2 protein-coding genes (1 of these 2 running past the window's edge) are annotated in these 24,559 nt (G+C 67.5%); both read right to left on the bottom strand.

Annotated features, from left to right (window positions below; translation table 11 throughout):
- Nucleotides 1-6,842: the beginning of a non-ribosomal peptide synthase/polyketide synthase gene (locus ACIBK2_RS29700; RefSeq protein WP_396971819.1), read on the bottom strand. Its footprint begins 18,406 nt before the window's first position; 6,842 of the gene's 25,248 nt are visible here — the first part of the coding sequence; it begins with the start codon at nucleotides 6,840-6,842; its stop codon lies beyond the left edge, outside the window.
- Nucleotides 6,842-24,559 carry a non-ribosomal peptide synthase/polyketide synthase gene (locus ACIBK2_RS29695; RefSeq protein WP_396971818.1) on the bottom strand — a complete coding sequence of 5,906 codons (17,718 nt, stop codon included), beginning with the start codon at nucleotides 24,557-24,559 and terminating at the stop codon, nucleotides 6,842-6,844. The genes ACIBK2_RS29700 and ACIBK2_RS29695 overlap by 1 nt, the downstream gene beginning before the upstream one ends.

Genomic DNA, 24,559 nt, shown 5'->3' with positions numbered 1-24,559 from the left:
GTACGGGCTGCCTGTTCGGCGAATAGCGAAGCGAGCGTGCAGTTCTCATCAACGGTATGCGCGGTCGCGTTCCACCGCTGCAGTACGAGCTCGCGTTCGTGGTCGGCGAGCAGCTCGACGTCGCCGATCGTCACCTCTGAGTCCACCGCGACCGCGGTAAGCATTCGCCGGAAACGGGCTACGAACGATTCGATGGTCGCCGCGTCGAACAGATCGGTGGCATAGCGCAGGCTGGTCGTCAGACCGGTGCTGTCGTGGCGCTCGTTGACCACCAAATGCAAGTCGAATTTGGCTCCGGTGTCATCGATCTCGACCGGCTCTATCGCCAGCCACGGCACCTCCACCGCGCCGGTACGTAGCGCAGGCTGCGTCTCACCGAAGCTGAACATCACCTGGAACAGCGGATGAGCACCGGCGCCGCGATCGACGGCCATGGCGTCGACCAAACGCTCGAACGGCAGGTCGGCGTTGGCGAACGCGGCCAGATCGGTATCCCGCACCTGCCGGACCAGTTCGCTGAACGAGGAGTCCGCAGCGACCGGCGTCCGCAGCACCAGCGTATTGACGAACATGCCGATGAGAGCGTCGAGTTCACGTTCGCCGCGGCCGCCGGTGGGTGCACCGATCACGATGTCATCGCTACCGCTCAGCCGTGCCAACGTGGCCGCGAACGCGGCGTGCAGCACCATGAACAGGGTCGCCCCGGTGCGTTGCGCGATGACGCGCAGGCTCGCGACTACTGCGGCCTCGACCGTGAAATCAACTGCCGCTCCATGGTTCGACGGCACAGCCGGTCGCGGCCGGTCGGTCGGCAAGGCGGTCTGTGCCGGTGCACCACCGAGGACAGCGCGCCAGAATCGCAGCTGCTGGTAGGCCGGATCACCCGGAACATCCTCCGCACCAAGCAATTCCCGATGCCACAGGCTGTAGTCCGCGTACTGCACCGGAAGGTCAGCCCAGTCCGGCGCGTGCCCGATCAGCCGGGCGAGATAGGCCCGAACCAGATCAGTGACCAACGGCGGCATCGACAGGGCGTCGGCGGCAATGTGGTGAACCACGAACACCAGGACGTACTCGTCGCCGATGACACCGCGTGCAGCGTCTGCTCGGTCGATCAGCAAAAGCGCCACACGCGAGGGAAGTTCGGCCGTGACATCGATTCCGGCCTCAGCGATCGCCGTGACTGCCGACGCCACTGCGGCCCGCTCGACCGGCATGGGGCTGAGGGAGAGCCCAATGTCTCCGCTGTCCAGGATCACTTGGTAGGGACCCGATTCGGTGTCGGGATAGAGGGTCCGCAACGACTCGTGTCTGACCAGCACATCCAGCACCGCCCGCGACAGCGCGGCGACATCGAGGCGACCGGTGAGCCGGAGCACGACCGGCAGGTTGTAGACGCTGGTCGACCCATCCTGAGTCTCCACGCGGTTGAGGAACCACAGCCGTTGCTGCGCAGGCGAAAGCGGCACTCGCTCGGGCCGGGTCCGTCGCGTCAACGCGGGCCGGGGCTCCCCCGCAGTGCTCAATGCGGCCACGGCGGCGGCAAAGCCGTCGACGGTGACGGCTTCGAACAAGGCCCGCAACGGAACTCGCACGCCGATGGCTTCGCCCACCCGGGCGGTCACCTGAGTGGCGTCCAGCGAACTGCCGCCGAGCGCGAAGAAGTCGTCGTCCAGACCGACTCGATCGACGCGGAGCACCTCGGCGAACACGGAGGCGACCAGACGTTGCGCGGCGTCGACGGGGGCACGGAACCGCTCGACTTCGAGTACCGGAACAGGCAGCGCCGCACGATCCAACTTGCCACTGCTGCCCAGCGGGAACTCGGTGAGCTCTACCAGCGCGGTCGGCACCATGTAAGCGGGAAGAAGCTGCGCCAAAACGGCTTTGAGAGCAGCCGGATCCAGCTCGGCTCCTGGCGTCCGGACTACATAACCTGCGAGGTAGTCGCCGGACGCACCGGTGACGAGTCGCGCTGCGGCCTGGCTCACTTCGGGCGCTGCCAGCAATGCCGTCTCGATCTCCGCCAGTTCGATGCGCTGGCCGCGAAACTTCACCTGAAAGTCGGTGCGGCCCAGATAAACCAGCTCACCATCCTGGCTCCACCACACCAGATCACCGGTCCGGTACATCCGTTCGCCGGTATTCCCGAACGGATTCGCAATGAAGCGATCCGCGGTGAGGTCCACCCTGCCGTGATAGCCGCGAGCCAACTGGTTCCCGCCCAGGTACAGCTCCCCCGGCACGCCGATCGCGACCGGCCGCAGGCGGGCGTCCAGCACATACACCTGGGAATTCCACTCCGGCTCACCGATCGGCACGACCGTGGTGTCCTCGGCGGTCACCTCACGGTAGGTGATCGACACGGCGGCCTCGGTGGGTCCGTAGAGGTTGTGCAGCCCGGCATCGCTCACCGCTTGGAACGCGGCCACCGTCTCCGATGGGAGCGCCTCACCGATGACGAAAACGTCTCGGAGGGAATCGAGTTCGCCCGGCGCGGCATGCGCGGCGAAGACGGAAAGCATGGCGGGCACGAAGTCGGTGAGCGTGACGCCTTGGCGGGCAATGATTTCCGCGAGATAGCGCGGATCGCGATGGCCGTCCGGTGCGGCGAGCAGCAGCGTGGCACCCGCGCGCAGCGGCAGGAAGTAGCCCCAGAGCGAGACGTCGAAGGTGGTCGCCGTTTTCTGCAGATAGACATCGCCGGTACGTGGACGGTATTCGGCGTGCATCCACGCCAACTGGTTCGCAATGGCGCGATGACTGACCGACACGCCCTTGGGCTTGCCGGTCGAGCCGGACGTGAAGAGGACATAGGCGGGGTGATCCGGATGCAGCGGAGTGCGACGCTCACGGTCGCCGATCTTGGCGGCCGAGTACACCGACAGGTCGACCTCATCCACATAATGGACGCTCACCGTGTCGGGAACCGTTGTGGGGAGTGTGAATCCGGTAGACCGCGTGGTGAGTACCGAGTGCGGGCGTGCGGTATCGAGAATGTGCCCGATCCGCTCGGCCGGATGCGTGGGATCGACCGGCACGTAGGCGCCACCCGCCCGCGCGACCGCGTACATGGCGACGACCAGCTCGATCGAGCGCGGCATCGCCAGCACAACGAGGGATTCCGGTCCGACGCCGGAGTCGATGAGCACTCTGGCCATGCGGTTGGCCTGATCGGAGAGCTCGGTGTACGTCAGAGTCAACGAATCGGTCGCCAGGGCAACGGCATTCGGAGTGCGGCGAACCTGGTTGTCGAATCCCTCGTGCAGGAACCGGTCGGCGACCTTGTGGCCGCTGGCATTCCAGCTCGCGGTGACGTAGTCGAGTTCACCCGCGTCGAGCAGGGGGATATCGCCGACCGGCGCCTCCGGTTCGGCCACCGCCGCACGGAGCAACCGGAGGAACTTGGCCGCGAACTCACGCACGGTCGGCGCGTCGAACAGATCGGTCGCGTAGGTGAATTCGGCACGGCATTCCGTGTCGTGATCCGAGATCGTCAGCTGCAGATCGAATTTCGCGAAGCCAGGGTCGAAGTCGACCAGTTCGGTGCCGAGATCCGGCAGCTCCGGGGTGACCAGTCCGAGGTTCTGCATGAACAGCGCCACCTGGAACAGCGGATGCCTCGCCTGGGACCGTGCCGGATTCAGCACCTCGACCAGGCGCTCGAACGGGATGTCCACGTGGGCGAACGCACGCAGGTCGCGGTCGCGAGCGTGCGCGATCAACTCGGCGAAGGTGGCCGCGCCCCGCACCTCGGTGCGCAATACAAGGGTGTTGACGAACATCCCGACCAGGTCGTCGAGCGCCGCATCACCACGGCCCGCCACCGGTGTACCGATCGCGATGTCGGTCGTGCCCGACAATCGGGCCAGCAGCGCGGCCAGCGCGGCGTGCAGGACCATGAACGGCGTTGCGTGACACCGGGCGGCAACGTCGTCGATCGCCGTCCGCAGCGCGGCGTCGAGGCGGAACTCGTGCGTGGCGCCGCGATAGGTGGCTCGCGCAGGTCGCGGCCGATCAGCGGGCAACGCCAACTCTGCTGGCAGGTCGGTCAATTCGGCATGCCAGAACGCCAACTGCCGGGCTGCGGCCGAATCGGGGTCGGCCTCGTCGCCCAGGACCCGCTGCTGCCAGAGCGCGTAATCCGCGTATTGCACCGCGAGCGGAGACCACCCGGGCGGACGCCCAGCGCGCCGGGCGGCGTATGCGGTGCCGAGGTCGCGCACGAGTGGGCCGAGCGAGACACCATCGGCGGCGATGTGATGGACAACGAGCACCAGCGTGTGATCCGCAGGCCCGCAACGCAACAGGCGCACGCGAACCGGAATCTCCTCGGCCACATCGAAACCCTGGGCGGCGACCACGCGGACCGCGGCCGCAAGCTTGTGCTCGGGCACCTCGGACGGTGTCAGGTCGAACACCGCGTGCACCCGGCGGATCAGTTGCGCGGGCCCGGCCACCGTCTGCGGGTAGACGGTGCGCAGGACTTCATGTCGCGCAACGAGATCGGTGATGGCCGCGGAGAGGGCGGGTACGTCGAGCTCACCACGGAGCCGCAGCGCCACCGGAATGTTGTCCACGGCTGCGGTGTCGAATTCGCGGGCCGACTCCGCGTCGGTGCCGAATCGGTTCAGGAACCACATCCGCCGCTGCGGCGGCGACAGCGGAATGTGCTCCGGCCGCGGTCCTGCCGCCAACAGCGGGCGCTCGATGCCGTGCTCCGACAGGGCCGCGACCGCACCCGCCGTCGGCCGGTCGAAGAAGTCACGGACGTCGATCGTGACGCCGAGTGCGGCGGAGATGCGGGCGATGGCCCTGGTCGCGATGAGCGAATTCCCGCCGAGAGCAAAGAAATCGTCCTCGGTGCCGACGTGGTCGAGGCCAAGCAACTCGGCGAATATCTCGGCGACCGTCACCTCGTTGGCGGTCTCCGGTGGACGGTATGCGGCGGCGCCGGAACCGAATTCGGGCTCCGGCAAGGCACGGCGGTCCAGCTTCCCGTTGGCGTTCAACGGCATCGCCTCCAGCACCATGACCAGCGACGGCACCATGTACTCCGGCAGCTCCCGCCGCACGGACGTCAGCAGCGCAGCGGGGTCGATCGTGCCGCTGCCCACCACGTAGCCGACGAGATGATCGCCGTTCTGCTGCCGGTGCAACGTGACCGCCGCCTGGGTCACCCGAAATTGCCGCAGCAGTGCCGCCTCGACCTCGCCCAGCTCGATCCGCAGTCCGTGCAACTTCACCTGGAAGTCGGTGCGGCCCAGGTATTCCAGTTCATCCGGCCCGCCGCCGTTGTCGCGCACCCAGCGCACCAGATCACCGGTGCGGTACATCCGCTCACCCGCCGGCCCATCCGGGCTGGCGACGAACCGCTCGGCCGTCAGGCCGGGACGGGCGACGTAGCCGCGGGCCAGCTGCACACCGGCGAGGTAGAGCTCACCGACCACACCGGTGGGCACCGGGCGCAGATTGTCGTCCAGCACCTTCAGATCGGTGTCGTCCGCGGGTGTCCCGATCGGCACGCTCAGCACGTCCGCGGCGGTTACCTCGTGCGCGGTCACGTCGACCGCGGCCTCGGTGGGGCCGTACAGGTTATGCAGCGTCGCGCCGCTGATATCGCGGAAGGTGGCGGCGGTCGCGGCCGGAAGCGCCTCGCCTGATGCGAAGACCAAGCGCAGCGATTCCACCGAAGCCTGCGCCCCTGGCTCGCCAGCGAACACCGCAAGCATCGAGGGCACGAAATGAGCGACGGTGACCCGGCTTTCGGCGATGACCTCGGCGAGGTAAGCGGGTGTGCGATGCCCGTCCGGTGCCGCGATGACCAGTCGGGCACCGATCTGCAACGGCCAGAAGAACTCCCAGACCGAGACGTCGAAGGTGAACGGCGTCTTCTGCAGAACGACGTCGTCCGCCCGCAATCGATACAGCCGCTGCCGCCAGCGCAGATTGGCCAAGATCGAGCGATGCGAGACGGCGACGCCCTTGGGGCGGCCGGTCGACCCCGAGGTGAAGATCACGTACGCGGTGTTGTCCGCGCACAGCCGCGGCAAGGATTCGTCGGCAGTCGGCGATTCGGTTACAGAGCCACGGCATTCATCGATGCGAAGCGCGCGGGCCTCGCCGAGCTCTGGCTGATCGCGCGTCGTGGTGAGCACCAGGACCGGGCGGGCGACCTCGAGTAGGTAGGCGATGCGCTCGGCGGGGTGGTCGGGATCGATCGGTACATACGCGCCACCCACCTTCAAGATCGCGTACATGCCGATCAGCAGGTCGAACGAGCGGCGAACAGCCAGCCCCACCAAGACGTCCGGGCCGACACCCAGCGAGATCAAGCGATAGGCAAGCGCATTCGCCCTGCCGTCGAACTCGGCGTAGGTCAGAGTGTCGCCCGCGCACTCGAGCGCCACCGCGTCCGGGGTGCGCCGCACCTGCTGCTCGAATTCACTGACCAGCGTCTCGACGGGCGCGAAGTCGACGGGCAGCATATGCCGGAGCGCGGTGAGCGCGTCGTCCAGCAATTCGATCAGCACCGCACCCAGTGCCCCATCGGCCGATTCCAGCAGCGCGGGAAGCTGACTCGACACCACGACCTGCACCAAGGCATCCGGGCCGAGGCTATCGCCCATGGCTTCGGCCAGCACCGTCAGTTCGAGAGCGAGCACCTCGTAGGTGATGGTCACGTCGTGGTGGCGCAGGGCAACTCGTTCCGGTGCCAGCTGGGCAACGGTCGCGATCAGCCCGGGCAGGTCGCCTACTCCGTAGGCACGACGCAGTGCGGGATCATCGAGCCCTGACCTGGAGCCGAGCCCGTCGGGTGTGACCGAATCTTTGTGGGACATCAGCTGTTTCCTTCCGAGTCGACCACCGACACCGAGTCGGCGAGCACCGCACGCACCTCGGCCAGCAGGGTCCGCAGCAGTGCCGCGAGACCACCGCCGCCGAGGGCGGCGAGAATGCCGGGCACCAGCCCGGCGAGCGAGACATTGATCAGGGCTTCGGGTTTCGCCGCGGCACCCATCGCCCTGGCGACCACGGTCAGCTTCGCGTCGAGTTCGCGATAGGAGATCGCCCGGTCGCCGTGGGTGAATGCGATCGCGTCCGGTACGGCGCGGGCCGCGGCGGCGATGAGCGAAGGCAGGTCGGCAGGGGCAGGCAGCGGTTGTTGTTCCGTCGCGGAGCGGATATCGATCGAGCGGATCGCGGTCGCGGGGTCGGCGGCCACCGCGGCCAACACCCGCAGCAGCCGTGCCGCGAAGGAGCGGACTGTCGCGGCGTCGAAAATGTCTGTCGCGTAACCGAACCGCATGTTCAGCCCGTTTCGTGCGCCGTCGGTGCCGAACCGCTCGACGGCGGTGAGCTGAAGATCGAATTTCGCCTCGTCGAGGCTGAGGTCGAGTGCCTCGACGTCGAGGCCGGGTAGCGCGACGGTGCCGCTCGGCATGTTCTGGAAGGTGAAGAGCACCTGAAACAGCGGCGGGTAGGCACTGGATCTAGGGCGGCCGACTGCTTCGACCACCTGCTCGAAGGGGACGTCCGCGTGGGAGAGCGCCGCCAGGTCCCGCTCCCGTGCTTGGCGCAGCAGGTCGTGGAAAGGGGCGCGCGGGTCGACCTCGGTGCGCAGCACCACCGTGTTGACGAACATCCCGATCATGTCGTCGAGTTCGCGCGCTCCACGTCCAGCGACCGGGGCCCCGATGGTGATGTCGTTTGTCCCGGCCAGTTTGGCGAGCAATACCGCGAACGCGGCGTGGAGCACGGTGAACAACGTCGTGTTGTGCGCCCGCGCGAGGTCGTCCAACCGTGCGGTGAGTTCGGCGTCGACGTCGAATTCGATGGTCGCGCCGCGTGTGTCGCGGCGGGCAGGCCGTGGTCGATCGGTCGGCACCGCGATCAGTTCGGGAGCCCCGGCCAATTCCCGTGTCCAATAGGCGAGTTGGCGCGATGCCAGGCTGTCCGGATCGTGCTCGGAGCCGAGGAGGTCCCGCTGCCAACTGCTGTAGTCCGCGTACTGGATGTCCAGCGGCACCCAGCCGGGTGTTCGACCTGCCGATCGAGCGACGTAGGCGCGCACCAGGTCCCGAATCATCGGAGCCACCGAGTACCCGTCGGCACTGATGTGGTGCAGCACGACGACGAGCACGTATTCCGCGGTATCCACTGCGAGCAGCGCCGCTCGTACCGGTGGCGTCACCGTGATATCGAAAGGAGCGGCGACGAATTCGCTGATACGGCTCGTGATGTCTGCCTTCGGCACCGCTATCGGGGTGAGATCAAAGGACAGCTCGGTGATCGGGACCAGCTCCTGCACCGGTCCATCCGCGGTGTCCGGATATCTGGTGCGCAGCGCATCATGGCGGTCGAGGATGTCCTGGATCGCCGCGGTCAACGCGGCCACGTCCAGCGCGCCGGTGAGACGCAGCGCCATCGGGATGTTGTACGCCGCCGAATCCGGTGCCAGCCGGTTGACCACCCACATCCGTTGCTGTGCGGGCGACAACGCCGCAGGCCCAGGGTCGGTTCGCCGCATCAGCACGGGACGAGCGCCGGTGCCGTCCAAGGCCGCGAGGTGCTCGGCGAGCCCGCCGACCGTCGGTTCCTCGAAGACCGCGGACACCGGCACCAGGATGCCCAGCGCCGCACTCAGCCTGGCAGCTAAGCGCGTGGCCATCAGCGAATTGCCGCCCATGGCGAAGAAGTGGTCGTCGAGTCCGGCGGTCGCGGTGCCGATCACGTCGCCGAAGGTCGCCGCGACCACCTTCTCCAGCTCCGTCATGGGAGGACGGAAAGCCGCCTCGGCGAACATCGGCTCCGGTAGCCGGGCGCGATCGACTTTGCCATTCGCGTTGAGCGGCAATGCTTCCAGCACAACGACTGCGGCGGGCACCATGTACGTGGGCAGCTCACTCGCGAGAGCGCTTCGCAAGCCGGACGCAAGCTCAGCTGAATCCGGCGCGGATACAGCGACATACGCGATGAGCCGGACGCCGGCTCGCTCATCCTCCCTGGCCACCGCGACCGCCGCCCGCACCCCCGGCTGCCGCCGCAGCGCGGTCTCGACTTCGCCGAGCTCGATCCGGAATCCGCCGATCTGCACTTGGAAGTCGGCGCGCTCCAGATACTCGAGCGTGCCATCCGGCCGCCAGCGCACGATGTCACCGGTCCGGTACATCCGGCCGCTCGCGTACGGGTCGGCTACAAACCGATCCGCGGTCAGCCCCGCTCGGTTCTGATAGCCGCGGGCCAACTGCGCACCTGCCAAATACAATTCACCCGGAACGCCGACCGGTACCGGCCGAAGCCGCGAGTCGAGCACGTACACCCGGCTGTTCCAGGCAGGCGAGCCGATCGGCACCGTGTGCAGTGGATCGGTGTCCACCTCGAAGGCCGTGATCGACACCGCGGTCTCGGTCGGGCCGTAGAGATTGAACAGTCGCGCCGACGTGCGGCGACGGAACTCGATCGCGGTAGCCGGTGGCAGCGCCTCGCCGATGGCGAGCACCTTGTTCAGGGAAATCGGCAGCGGGGCAGCCAGCAGCATGCCGATCAGCGAGGGCACCGCGTGCAGCACCGTGACGCCGTGACGTTCGATGAGGGCGCGCAGCCGATCCGGATCTCGTTCGGCGCCTGGCTCGGTGATGATCAGGCGGCCACCGGTCACCAGCGGAGACCAGAACTCCCAGACGGACAGGTCGAAGGTGGCCGGGGTCTTCAGCAGCACGCGGTCGGCCGGACCGAGGGCGAAAAAGGCGCGTAGCCAGGCGAGTTGGTGCACGATCGCCGAGTGCGAGACGGTGACGCCCTTGGGCAGGCCGGTCGAGCCGGAGGTGAAGATGACGTAGGCCGGATGGTCGGGGCGCAATGGACGGATTCGCGCCGCGTCGTCGATCGCTGTCGCCGCCATGCCGGTGAGGTCGAGGCGGTCGACTTCCAGCGTGGGAACCGGTGTTTCGATCGGCAGGCCATCCCGGGCGGTGGTGAGAATTGCTGCGGGCGCCGCAGTATCTACGGTGTAGATAATCCGGTCCACGGGGTGGTCGGGATCGATGGGAACGTAGGCGCCGCCGGCGCGGATCACGGCATACATGGCGACGACCAGGTCGATGGAACGCCGCATCGCGAGCACCGTGGTCGTCTCCGGGCCGACCCCGCGGGCGATCAACCTGCGCGCCAACCGATTCACCCGCGCGTCGAATTCCGCGTAGGTGAGCTCGTGCTCGGTCGCGGCGTCGACCAATGCGACCGCCTGCGGCGTACGCGCGACCTGAGCATCGATCAGATCCGCCAGCGTCACCGACTCGACCGGGTGCGCGGTGCGGTTCCACTGCTGGAGCACCTGATCTCGTTCGGCACCGAGCACATCGATGTCACCGACGACGACTTCCGGCCGGGCCACCACGGATTCGAGCACCCGGCGCAGTTGCGCGACGATCCGCTCGGCGGTGCGCGGTTCGAACAGGTCCGTCGCGTAACCGAGTACCAGGTCGAGGCCTTCGGGTGTGCCATCGGAGCCGTACTGATCGACGGCGAACAGATGCAGATCGAATTGCGCGACCTCGCTGTCGAATTCGAGCTCGCGCACCTCGAGGCCGGGTAGTCGGAAGGTCCCGCGATCGTGGTTCTGGAACGAATAGCCGACCTGGAACAGCGGATGGCGCGCCGTCGATCGGGTTGGATTGAGCTCTTCGACAAGTCGTTCGAACGGCACGTCCGCATGCGAGAACGCCGCGACATCCGCGGCTCGCACGCGCCGCAACAGCCCATCGAACGGCTCGTCGCCCCTGACGTCGGCTCGTAATACCAGTGTGTTGACGAACATTCCGATGACGTCGTCGAGTTCGGCCATCCCGCGCCCCGCGATCGGCGTTCCGACGGCGATATCCCCGGTGCGGGACAGCCGCGCGAGCAGCGCCGCGAAGGCCGCGTGCACCACCATGAACAGGGTCGCGCCGTGCTTCCGGCCGAGTGCGACGAGGTCGGTGTGCAGTTGGGCGTCCACCGTGAACCAAACCTTGTTGCCACGCAAGCTCTGGCGAGCGGGACGCGGATAGTCCGTCGGCACCGTCAATTGTTCCGGCAGGCCGGTCAGTGTTTCGGTCCAGAACTGGAGCTGTTGCGCACCAACCGATTCCGCGTCATCCGGCGCGCCGAGCAGCGCGCGCTGCCAGAGCGCGTAGTCCGCGTACTGCACCGCGATCGGCGCCCAGCCGGGCGCGCTGTCGGCCGACCGCGCGGTGTAGGCGACCAGTAGATCGCGGACGAACGGCGCGACAGATGAGCCGTCCGCGGCGATGTGGTGCAGGACCGCGGCAAGCACGAACTCGCCGTCGGTCTGGGCGGGGTCGCCGATGCGGAACAGGCGCATTCGGACCGGCACCTCGGTGGTCACATCGAATGTGGTGTCGGCGAGCTCGCGAATTCGTTGTGGCAATTCGGATTCGAACACATCGATCGGCCACAGTGACGGAACAGCCTGGGCCGCAGGCAGGATCAGCTGTACCGGAGCGCCGTCGAGCTCCGGATAGCGCGTCCGCAGGGATTCGTGCCTGCCGATCACGTCCCCGATGGCGGCCTGCAGCGCCGCGACATCCAATTGGCCGGATAGGCGAAGGGCCAGTGGGATGTTGTAGGCGACGGAGTTTCGATCGAATCTATTCAGAAACCACATTCGATGCTGCGCGGGTGACAGCGGGATCTTGTCCGGGCGCGGGCCCGCGACCAGTGCAGGCCGGGTATCGCCCGCTGCGGTGGCGTGCACGAGTGCCGCGAGGTCGGCGACACGGGACGCTTCGAATAACGCGCGGACGCCTACGGTTCGGTCCAGGGCCGTGCCGATTCGCGCGACGGCCTTGGCCGCCAGCAACGAGCTGCCACCGAGGGCGAAGAAGTCGTCGTCCGCGCCCACCGCCGCGTCCGATCCGAGTACTTCGGCGAAGACCGCGGCAACGATCTGCTCGGCGATCGTGACAGGTTTGCGGTAGACGGTCGACTCGAAGACCGGCGCAGGCAGAGCGGTGCGATCGAGCTTTCCATTGACCGTCAACGGGATTCGGTCCACCCGGACAATCGCGGCAGGCACCATGTGCTCCGGTAGTCGTAGCCCGAGCGCCTGTCGCAGTCCCGCGATATCTAGGTCTTCGTCGGCCACCGCGTAGGCCACGATGCGTGCTTCGTCGACCAGATCGGCGCGAACGACAACGGCCACCTCACGAATCGCCGAAGCGTCGAGCAGTGCGGCTTCGATCTCGCCGAGTTCGATGCGAAAGCCGCGCAGGTTCACCTGCTGATCGGCGCGGCCGAGGTACTCCAGATCGCCGTCGGCGGTCCAGCGGGCCAGGTCGCCGGATCGGTAGGCCGGTGCGCCGTCGGCGGCGTAGGGATCGGCGACGAACCGGCTCGCGGTCAATGCGGGGCGGCCGAGGTAGCCGCGCACGAGTTGCCCGCCGGAGACATAGATCTCGCCGGGCACTCCGACCGGCACCGGCCGCAACCGGTCATCGAGCACCCGAACCGCTAATCCCGGTATGGCACTGCCGATTACGCTTGCCGATCCCGTGGCCGCAACGATGTGCCGGTAGGAGACGTGCACCGTTGTCTCCGTGATGCCGTACATGTTCACCAGCCGCGGACCGTTGGGATAGCGGCTCAACCACCCCGCTAGGCGCTGCGGCTCCAGCGCCTCGCCACCGAAAACCACGTGCCGCAGGGCAAATCCGGCAGCGTGTTCTTCGGCAAGTTCTGCGGCGATCAACTGATAGAACGCCGAGGGGGTCTGATTGAGCACCGTGATCCGCTCGGCGATCAGTAGTTCGCGGAACTGCTGAGGCGAGCGGGAGGTGTAGTAATCGACCACGACGAGCGTCCCGCCGTGCAGCAGCGCGCCCCATAGCTCCCACACCGAGAAGTCGAACGCGTAGGAGTGGAACAGCGTCCACACATCGGACGGGCCGAAGCCGAACTGCCGCTGGGTGTTGTCGAGCAGGCGCAGCACGTTGCGATGCGGGACGACAACGCCTTTGGGCTGCCCGGTCGAGCCCGAGGTGTAGATGACATACGCGACCTGCGCCGGGTGCAGTGGCGCGCGTCGATCGGCCTCGGTCACGGGCGAGCCATCGATAGTGGCCGACAGCGTGGCGTCGATGTCGATCACCGGTCCACCGAACCAGCCTCTGGCCAATTCTGTGGTGGCACTGGTGACCGCGCAGATCGGACGAGCGTCGTCCAGGATGTACTCGATCCGATCGGTGGGATAGTTCGGATCGATCGGGAGATACCCGGCCCCTGATTTGATCACCGCGAGCAGCGCGACGACGAGCTCCGCCGACCGTGGCAGTGCCACCGCCACCAGCGTTTCCGGACCGACGCCCGCGGCGATGAGGCGGCGAGCCAGGCGGTTGGACCACTCGTCGAGCTCGGCATAGCTCAGCGTGCGTCGCCCTGCGCGAACCGCGGCGGCCGCCGGGTCGAGTGCGGCGGCCGCCGCGAACCGATCCGCGAGGGTGCCGTCGGCGACAGCCTCGTCCGCGCCGGAGCTCGCCCATTGGTAGAGCGCACGCTGCTGCTCCTCGGCGCTGAGCAACTGGATGTCGCCGAGCACCACGGTCGGGTCGGCCGCGATGGCGGCCAGCACCTGGGTGAACCGGCGGCCGAGCACCGCGATCGTCGCCGGGTCGAAAAGATCGGTCGCGTAGGTGATCTCGATGTCCATGCCGTCGGCCCGGCCACCCTGATCGATGGCCTCGACCACCGTGAACTGGAGGTCGAATTTGGCTGCGGCCGCATCGAATTCGCAAGGTCGCGCGCGCAGGCCCGCCACCTCGAACCGGGGCATGGTGAAGTTCTGGAAGGTCAGCGCCACTTGGAACAGCGGGTGGCGGCTCTGCGCGCGGGCGGGTGCGAGCAGCTCGACGAGGCGCTCGAACGGGACATCCGCCTGCGAGAGCGCGTCGATGTCCTGGTCGCGCACGGCATCCAGCACGGTCTCGAACCGGGCCCTGGAGTCGACCTGGGTACGCAATACGAGGGTGTTCACGAACATGCCGACGAGCTGATCGAGCGCGGCGACACCGCGACCCGCCACCGGGGTACCGATCGCGATGTCGGTGCTGCCGGAGAGCCGGGCGAGTAGCACCGCCAGCGCGGCGTGCACGGTACTGAACAGGGTCGTCTCGCGCTTGCGGGCCAATTCGCCCAGCTCACTGTGCAAGTCGGAATCGATGCGTAGCCGGTGCGTCGCGCCACGATGCGACGCGACTGCCGGTCGCGGTCGGTCGGCGGGGAGATCGAGTTGTTCCGGTAGGCCGTCGAGGGCGTGGCGCCAGAATGCGAGCTGGCGATCCGTGTGCGCGAACTCGGCCTGCCACAGCGTGTAGTCGGCGTACTGCACCGGCAGCGCGTCCCACGTCGGTGCAGTACCTCCTTGCCGGGCCGTGTAGGCGGTCATCAGGTCGCAGGCCAAGGGGCCGAGCGAGAAGCCGTCCGCCGAAATATGATGCAGCACAAGCGCTAGCACGTGCTCGGTGCCGGAGACCTCGAACAACGCTGCTCGCATGGGGGTTTCGCACGTGAGGTCGAAGGCGCCCATGGCCAGCTCGGTGAGTCGCTCGGCCAGTTCGTCTTCGGTGATCGGCTCAGCCGGTAGATCCGGAACGGCTGGCGACACTGAGCGAATCACTTGCTCGGGGCCATCGGGTCCGTCTGGGTAGACGGTTCGCAGTGTCTCGTGGCGGTGTACTACGTCGGCGAGTGCGGCTGCCAAGGCGGCGATATCGAGAACTCCGGTCAAGCGGAGCGCGATGGGGATGTTGTCGACAGCGTCACCTGGGCCGGTTCGCTCATCCGCGAGGAACCGGTTGAGGAACCACATGCGCTGCTGGGCGGGCGAGAGCGGGATCCGGTCCGGCCGAGGACGTGGTGCGAGCGCCGCACGTCCACCCAAGCCGCGCTGAGCTTCGGCGTGCTCGGCCAGTGCCGCGACGGTCGGCGCATCGAACACCGCGCGCACGGCCAGGTGCGCGTCCATGGCCGCGCCGAGCCTGGCCACCGCCTGGGTGGCGGTCAGCGAGTTACCGCCGAGGGCGAAGAAGTCGTCGTCCAAACCGACGCGCTCCGCACCGAGCAGGTCGGCATAGATGCTCGCGACGATCCGCTGCGCGGGAGTGACCGGCGCGCGGAACTCCGCTGCTTCGAATACGGGAATCGGCAGGGCTTTACGGTCCAGCTTGCCGGAGGCGTTGACCGGCAGCGCATCGAGAACCACGTAGGCCGTCGGCACCATGTAGGCGGGTAAACGGCGGGCGAGATCGGCTTTCAGCGCATCGAGATCTGATGCGGCACTTGCCGCGGTGACGATGTACGCGACCAGTTGCTCGCCCGCCGGGCTGTCCGCGCGGAGCACGACGACCGCCTGCGTGATCGAGTCCAGCGCGGTGAGCGCTGCCTCGATCTCGCCGAGTTCGAGGCGCTGACCGCGCAGCTTCACCTGGAAGTCGGTGCGGCCCAGGTATTCCAGCTCGCCGTGTGCTGTCCAGGTAACGAGGTCACCGGTGCGGTACATCCGAGTGCCGGTCGCGAAGGGATTCGCCACGAAGCGATCACTCGTGAGATCTGGTCGGCCCACATAGCCACGGGCCAGCTGAGCGCCTGCCAAATACAGTTCACCCGCGACGCCCACCGGGACCGGGCGCAAGCGTGCATCCAGTACGTGGACCTGCGTGTTGAATACCGGAGCACCGATCGGCACCGTGTCCACGTCGGTGTCAGCAACCTGGTGGAAGGTGACGTCGACCGCAGCTTCCGTCGGGCCGTACAGGTTGTGCAACGCCGCACCGGTCAGCTCACGCAGCCGATGGGCAGGCTTGGGCGGCAACGCCTCACCGGAGGCGAACACCAGACGCAGTGAATCGCACTGGTCTGCAGCGGCATCGGCGACGAACACCGCGAGCATCGACGGCACGAAATGCGCGACGGTCACCCGCTCGCTGTGGATGACTCTCGCCAGATAGGTCGGATCGCGATGTCCATCGGGCTTCGCGACGACCAGGCGCGCACCGATCTGCAAGGGCCAGAAGAACTCCCACACCGACACATCGAACGTCGCCGGAGTCTTCTGCAACACCACATCAGTGCGCTCCAAGCCGTACTCAGCCTGCATCCACACCAAACGGTTCACGATCGCACCATGGCTGACCGCGACACCCTTCGGCCGACCCGTCGAACCCGACGTGAAGATCACATACGCGGTATTCGACGCACGCAGCGGCGCACGACGATCCGTGTCGGTCACGGGTGCATCGGAGTAATCCGACAGCTTCAAGCGATCGATCTCGACGGCAGGTGTCTTGCCCGCATCGAACTCATCGCGCGCGGTGGTCAACACACACACCGGTCGCGCGGCATCGAGCACGTAGTGAGTGCGCTCAGCCGGATGATCCGGATCCAACGGCACATACGCACCACCAGCCACGCTCACCGCGTACATACCGACGACCAGCTCGATCGACCTGCGCATACCCAACGCGACCATCGAATCCGGGCCAACCCCAAGCGAAATCAAATGCCGGGCAACACGATTAACCCTCGCCGAGAACTCGGCGTAGGACAGACTCGCCCCCTCGAACGTCACAGCGATCGCATCAGGCGTCCGAGCGACCTGCGCCTCGAACATCGACACCAACGTCGCCGAACCATCCACCGCATGCCCGGTGTCGTTCCAGGTGCGCAGCAAGTCCCGCTCATCAGCGGTCAGCAGGTCGATATCACCCACGACCACTGCCGGGTCCTCGACGATCGATGCGAGCACCAACTGCAGTCGGGTCGCGAACATCTCGATCGCCGCCGCGTCGAACAGATCGGTCGCGTATTCGAAGACCGCGCTGAGACCGCCCGTACCCGTGGGCACTTCTGCCAAGGTCAGCTGCAGATCGAATTTCGCTGTGTTCGTGTTGATCTCGACCCGCGACGCCTCGAGGCCCTCCAATTCGATGTCGGCCTGCGCGGTGTTCTGCAAGTCGAGCATGACCTGGAACAGCGGATGCCGCGCCGCGGATCGCTGCGGCCGCAACACCTCTACCAGCCGCTCGAACGGAACATCGGCATGAGCGAAGGCCGCGAGATCGCAGTCACGAACGGCCGCGAGGAGCGTGGTGAACGGCACTTCCGGCGGTACCTGGGCACGCAACACGAGGGTGTTGACGAACATGCCGACCAGCTCGTCCAGTGCCCGCGCACCGCGTCCGGCGACCGGTGTGCCGATCGCAATATCTTGCTGTCCGGCGAGTTTCGTCAACATGGTGGCGAATGCCGCGTGCATCACCATGAACAACGAGGCGTTGGCGGTATCGCCGATCTCCCGCAGTCTCCGGTGCGTGACGGCGTCGACGGTGCAGGCATAGCGGGCACCGCGACCAGACGCGATCGGCGGCCGTGGGCGGTCGGCGGGCAGGGTCAGCACGTCAGGCAATCCGTCGAGCTCGTTCGACCAGTACCGGATCTGCCCGGCCAGCAACGACTCCGGATCGTCCTCAGCGCCCAATGTCTCGCGCTGCCACAGGGTGTAGTCGGCGTACTGGACCGGCAACGGCGCCCAGTCGGGTTCGATTCCGGCACGGCGAGCGGCATAGGCCCGCATGAGATCCCTGGTCAATACCGCGATGGACCACCCGTCGGCACTGAGGTGATGCAACGCGACAACCAGCACATGATCGCCGGAATCTGTCCGCAGCAACGTAAGTCGAACTGGCGGCTCCCGATCCACCTGGAAAGGTTCGACCGCAGCGGCAGCGAGCCGTTCATCGAGCCGGGCCTCATCGATCTGCTCAGGCGCCAACTCGACCCGCACCTGATCGATCTCCAGCACCTCTTGGCGCGGAATCCCGTCAGCCGCCGGATAACTGGTCCGCAGCGCTTCATGCCTCGCGAACACATCGGTGACCGCAGCCGCCAACACCGCGCAATCGGGCCCGCCACGCAATCGAACCGCGGCAACCAGATTGTTCGCTACCGAGTCGGCGTCGAACTGATGCAGAAACCACATCCGCTGCTGCGCATACGACAACGGAACATGCAGTGGCCGCGATGACGCCGTCAGCTCCCGCCTTGTCCTCCCCATGCTCGACGCAGCGAGGTGCGCCGCCAGCGGTCCAACCGTCGGGTACTCGAACAGCATCCGCACCGGCACATCGGCGCTCAGCTTTTCGGCGATCCGCGCCGCGATCTGGGTGGCCACCAGCGAATTCCCGCCGAGGGCAAAGAAGTCGTCGTCCAACCCGACCCGATCGACACCGAGCACCTGCGCGAAGGTCTCCGCAACCACCCATTCGGTAGCAGTAAGAGGCGCTCGAAACGCCTTGGCGGCGATCACCGGATCCGGCAGCGCGTTGCGGTCCAATTTGCCGGAACCGCTCAGCGGCATCGCGGCGAGCGACACATACGCGGACGGCACCATGTACGAGGGCAATACCGCCCGCAACTGCGCTTCGAGCGCGGCGTCCTCGTGCTGCCGATCCGCCACCACATAGGCGACGAGCAATTCGCCTGCTGGGTGGTCGAATACGCGAACTGCCGCAGCACGCACCTCGGTCAGCGCGAGCAGCGCAGCCTCGATCTCCCCGAGCTCGATCCGCTGCCCGCGCAGCTTCACCTGGAAATCACTGCGCCCCAGATACTCCAGCGCTCCTGCCCGATTGCGCCGAACGAGGTCCCCAGTGCGGTACATGCGCGCCCCGGACGGCCCGTACGGATTCGCCACGAACCGTTCGGCACTCAGGTCAGCCCGGCCCTGATAGCCGCGCGCAACCTGAACACCGGACAGATACAGCTCACCGATCACGTTGTCCGGCACGGGACGTAACCGGCCGTCGAGGACGAGTACCTGACTGCCGAGCACCGGGCCACCGATCGGCACCGGTCCGCGCACGGCGGGCTCAACGGGCGCGTGGGTGGCATGGACCGTGAACTCCGTTGGCCCGTACAGGTTGTACAGCGTCGCCCGGCTGACCGCGGCGAACGCCGCCGCAGCCTCTCCCGTCATCGCTTCACCGGCGACGAACACAGTGCGCAGCGAGGAAAGGGCCGCCGCCGGGGCCGCATCGGCGAACACGGTCAGCATCGACGGCACAAAGGACGTCATCGTGACCCCGTGGGTGGCAATGATGTCCGCGAGATACGCGCTGTCCCGGTGCCCGTCGTGCTCGGCTATCACCATGCGAGCGCCCCGCGCCAGCGGCGCGAACAGCTCCCACACCGACACATCGAAGGTCGCGGGTGTCTTGAACAACACGACGTCGCGCGATCCGATGCCGTACTCGCCCGCGATCCAGCTGATCTGATTTACCGCCGAAGAGTGCTGAACCGCCACACCTTTCGGCCGCCCAGTCGACCCGGACGTGAATATGACATACGCGGTGTTCGCCGACCGCAGTGGTGCCCGCCGATCTGTATCGGTAACCTGCGCGCTCGAAAATGCGGAATGCACGAGGGCGTCGACTGCGATCACCGGGACATCGCTTCCGCTCGCCCACCCATCCGCGGCACGGGTCAACACACAGACCGCGCGGGCTGCAGCGACAACATGCTCGAGCCGCACGCTCGGCTGATCCGGGTCGACCGGCACGTACCCGCCACCTGCGGTCAGCACCGCGTACGCGCCGATTACCAACTCGACAGAGCGGCGCATACCGAGCACCACCAGCGTTTCCGGGCCGACGCCCGCGGCAATCAGCGCCCGCGCAACCCGATTGACAGCTGCCGCCAACTCCGCGTACGTCAGCGCACGATCACCCTCGATGACCGCGATCGCGTCCGGCGTCCGGCGCACCTGCGCCTCGAAATTCCGGAGCAGCGTGCCGTCACCGGCGCCCCGCGTATCGCGACCGCATTCGATGGCCCGGCGCGTGCCCGCAGCATCGAGTAGCGGCAGGTCGCCCACCGGGATATCGGCATCATCGATGATCGCCCGCAGGAAACGAACGAAGAATTGCGCGTAGTCGGCAATGGTGGATTCGTCGAATAGATCCGTGGCGTAGGTGAATTCCGCCCGGATCCCCGCCGGTGCCGAACCTTCCCTGAGTCCGGCACCGGCGAAGCTTTCCGTGACCGCCGAGCTAGCGGCAACCCCCGAGCGTTCAGTCACCGTTGAGCGCTCGGTCACCGTCAGCTGGAGGTCGAACTTGGTCACTCCGGTGTCCAGGGTACTGGTCAGCACCGACATGTCGGGCAGTTCGAACGCGATTGGTTCGGCATTGTCGAAGGCGAGCATGACCTGAAACAGCGGATGCCGTGCTTGCGAGCGTGCCGGGTTGATGGCATCGACTAGCTGCTCGAACGGGAGTTCGGCGTGTCCGAGGGCGGCGAGGTCGACTTCGCGCACCCGGGCGAGCAGCGTTGTGAAGGGCGCATTCTCATCGATCCGGGTGCGCAGCATCAGCGTGTTGACAAACATCCCGACGAGTTCGTCGAGCGCTCGGTCGCCTCGACCGGCGACCGGGGTGCCGATCACGATGTCGGTGCTGCCGGACAGCCGCGCCAGCAACGCCGCGAGGGCGGCATGCACCACCATGAACGGCGAAACGCTCTGGGCGCGTGCAAGGTCTGCGATGCCCGCGTGCACCGGGCCGGGCAGCTCGAAGCCGAACACCGCGCCACGCCCGGAGCTGACCGGCGGCCGTGGCCGGTCGGTGGGCAGGTCGAGTTGCTCGGGTGCACCGGCCAGCGCCTCGGTCCAGAATGCCAGTTGGCCGGGAGCGGCCGATGATTCGAGCAGTTCGCGCTGCCAGAGGCTGTAGTCGGCGTACTGCACCGGCAGCGGCGCCCAGTCCGGCGCGGCATCATGCCTGCGTGCCGTGTAGGCGCTCATCACGTCGCGGGCCAGCACCCGCAGCGAAAGACCGTCGGCGGCAATGTGATGCAGCACCAGCGCCAGCGCGCAGCTGCCGTCGTCGAGCGCGAAGATGCGGGCCCGGATCGGGATCTCGCGGGCCAGGTCGAACCCGCGCGCCGCGAATTCGGCCAGCACAGTGGCGAGTTCGTCCGCGCCGAGCGATTCGGGCGCACCGCTCACCGCGGCGACCGACAGCACCACCTGCCTGGCCGCCGCGCCGGTGTCGTCGCCGGCCGGCGGCGCGGGGAAGATCGTGCGCAGCACCTCGTGCCTGGCCATCACATCGTCGAGCGCGCGCCGCAGCGCGGCGATATCGACCGTGCCGCGCAACCGGACCACGAACGGCATGTTGTACGCGCCCGTCTGCTCGAATCGGTTCAGGAACCAGATCCGCTGCTGCGCGGGCGAAAGCGGAACCAGCGGCGGCCGTGGCCGCGCCCGCAGCCGCGCGACCATGGGCGCGCCGCCGGATCCACCCGCCCGCTCGATGAGTTCGGCGAGTTCGGACACCGTGGTCGCGGTGAACACCTCCCGAACCCCGAGCAGGCAGCCCAGGTCGGTGCCGAGCCGGGCGGCGACCTGCGTCGCCACCAGGCTGTTGCCACCGAGGGTGAAGAAGTCGTCGTCCCGGCCGACCCGCTCGCGACCGAGTACCTCGCCGAACACGCGGGCCACCGCCTGCTCGGTGGGCGTCGTCGGCGCGTGGTACTCCGTGCTCGGCCGTACCGGTGCGGGCAGCGCGGACCGGTCCAGCTTGCCGGAGGCATTGACCGGCAGCGCGTCGAGCACCACGTAGGCGGCGGGCACCATGTAGCCGGGCAGCGCGCGCACAGCGGCGGCGCGCAGCTGCCCCGGATGCACGGTCCCCGGCTCGGACTCGACCACGTAGGCAACGAGCTGCTCGCCGATCCCGGCGTCGTCACGCACCGCGACCACGGCGCGGACCACCGAATCGACCGTGCCGAGCACGGATTCGATCTCGCCGAGTTCGATGCGCAACCCGCGCAGCTTCACCTGGAAGTCGGTGCGGCCCAGGTACTCGAGCTGCCCGCGGGTGGTCCAGCGGACCAGATCGCCGGTGCGGTACATGCGGGCGCCGGGCGCCGAAGGACAGCCAGGACCGCCGAACGGATCGGCCACGAATCGCGCTGCGGTCAGTCCCGGCTGCGCCACATAACCCCGGGCGAGCTGTACCCCCGACAGATACAGCTCACCCGGCGCCCCGACCGGAACCGGCCGCAGCCGCGAATCGAGGACGAAGAGCCGGGTATTGAACACCGGCGCGCCGATCGGCACCGAGAGGGTATCGGTGTCGATCACTTCGTGAAAGGTGACATCGACCGCGGCCTCGGTCGGGCCGTACAGATTGTGCAGCCGGACGCCGGTCGACACCCGCAGCCGCTGGGCGAGCGAGGCGGGCAGCGCCTCACCGGAGGCGAACACCGAGCGCAGCGTTGTCCGGCGCGCGAAGTCGTGATTCGCCAGGAACGCTTCGAGCATCGACGGCACGAAATGCGCTGTGGTGACGCCGTACTCGGCGATCACCTCGCGCAGATAGGCGGGGTCGCGGTGTCCGTCGGGGTGGGCGAGCACCAGCGTCGCGCCGATCTGCAACGGCCAGAAGAACTCCCAGACCGAGACGTCAAAGGTGGCCGGAGTCTTCTGCAGCACAACATCTTCGGTGCTCAGCCGGTAGGTGGTCTGCATCCATACGAGCCGGTTCACGATCGCCCGGTGGGTGATCGTCACGCCCTTGGGTAGACCGGTGGATCCCGAGGTGAAGATCACATACGCCGGATGGTCCGGTCGTAGTGCGGCAGTTCGCTCGCAATCCCACACCGGACCCGTGGCGTAGGTCCCGTCGATCCGATCGACGTGGCGAACCGGCGTCCGGAAATCCGTCGAGGCCGCGTCGTGTTCGGTCGTCAGCACACAGGCTGGGCGCGCGATATTCAGGATGTGCGCGGTCCGCTCGACCGGATGGTCCGGGTCCAGCGGCACGTAGGCGGCGCCCGCCGCGAGGATCGCGTATATCGCGACAACGAGGTCGGGTGAACGCCGGATGTGCACCGCGACCAGCGACTCCGGTCCGACACCCTGCGAGATCAGCTGCCGCGCCAGCCGATTGCTGCGCGCGGACAATTCGGCATAGGTCAGATCCGCCGCACCCGCGTACCGCACCGCCACCGCGTCCGGCGTGCCCGCCGCCTGTGCCTCGAACAGCGCGACCAACGTGGCCCGCGCGCCCCGATCCGACAGCACCGAGTCCACGTCGAAGGCGGTGGCATTCCAGATCCGGGTGCTGACCGCGAGCTCCAGCTCGGTCGCGACCGGCACCGCACTCATCGGTGTTTCGACATCGGTGGCGAGCAACCGCTCCAGGTATCGGAGGAAGCGCGCGTGCTGCCTGGCGATGTCGTCGGCGCTGTAGAGATTCGGATTCGCCTCGAAATCCACGTGCACGCTGTCGCGTTCGCCGTAGTAGACGTTCAGGCTGAGATCTTCCACCGGCCCGGTCGACAGCACGTGGTAGTAGCCGACCGTAGCGCCGAGGGCGAGGTCGTTGCGGAACAGCATGATGTTGGCCAGCGGCCCGAACAGCGCCCGCCGCGCGGGCCGACCGTCCTGCTCGGCGTCGCGCCGGATGTCCTCGTGGCGGTAGCGCTGATGCCGCAGCGCGCCCGTCACCTCGACCCTGGTCGCCCGCAGCAGCGCACCCCAGGTGGTCGTGCCGACCGGCAGTCGCAGCGGCACGATGTTCGACAGCATGCCCGCCGACCGGCGCAGCGCGGCCGTGGTGCGCGCGGTGACCGGGAGGCTGAGCACCGCTTCGTCGCGGTCGGTCAGCCGGGCGAGATATCCGGCGAACGCGGCGAGCAGTACCACCGCCGGCGTCGAATCTTCGGTAGTCGCAAGCATGTTCAGCCGCGCGACGACAGCGGCGGACAGCGGCCGCCCGGCGATCAGGTTGCTCGCCGCCCGCGCCGCGGTGCGTCCGTCGAGACTGGTGGCACCGTCCAGCCCGGCCACCCGTTCGGCCCAGTGCGTCCGATCGGTGGTGTGGCGGGCGCTGTTTCGGTAGCCGAGTTCGTCGTCCACCAGGGCCGCCAGCGTGCTCGGCCGCACCGCCGCGGGTTCCGTGCTGTGTAGCCGCGCGGTGTATCGCTCGGCGATCCGCATCATGTTGGTCAGCGCCCCGTAGCCATCGAGGACGATGTGGTGGACCCGCAGATACCAGAAGTACCGGTGCTCGGAGATGCGTAGCACCGCGCCCGCGAACAGGCGATCGGTGAGCAGGTCGATCGGCGTGCTCGCGTCGGTGCGCATCCATTCGTGCGCGGCGGCCACCGGGTCGGGCTGGGTGCGCAGGTCGATCAGCGGGGTGTCGATCGTCAGCGCCGGATCGACGCATTGGTAAGGCACGCCGCCGGATTCGCCGAGCCGCACGAGCACCGATTCGTACTCGCGGCCCGCCGCGACCGAGACCTGTTGCAGCAGATCGGGATCCAGCTCGCCCCGGACATCGACGTACTGCGCGATAGTGATCGGCACGTCCGGCTCGAGCTGCTGTGCGTACCAGATGCCGAGCTGCGCGGGGGTGAGCGGAAACGATTCGGGGGCCGCGGCCGCGGCGGAATTCGGCGGCGACGCGCTGAATCCACCCAACTCCGTACCGTGCAC

It is taken from the genome of Nocardia sp. NPDC050175 (assembly GCF_044459885.1).
Classification (GTDB): Bacteria; Actinomycetota; Actinomycetes; order Mycobacteriales; family Mycobacteriaceae; genus Nocardia.
Note: the sequence above shows the minus strand (reverse complement) of the source record. Positions and strands in the feature narration are given on the sequence as shown.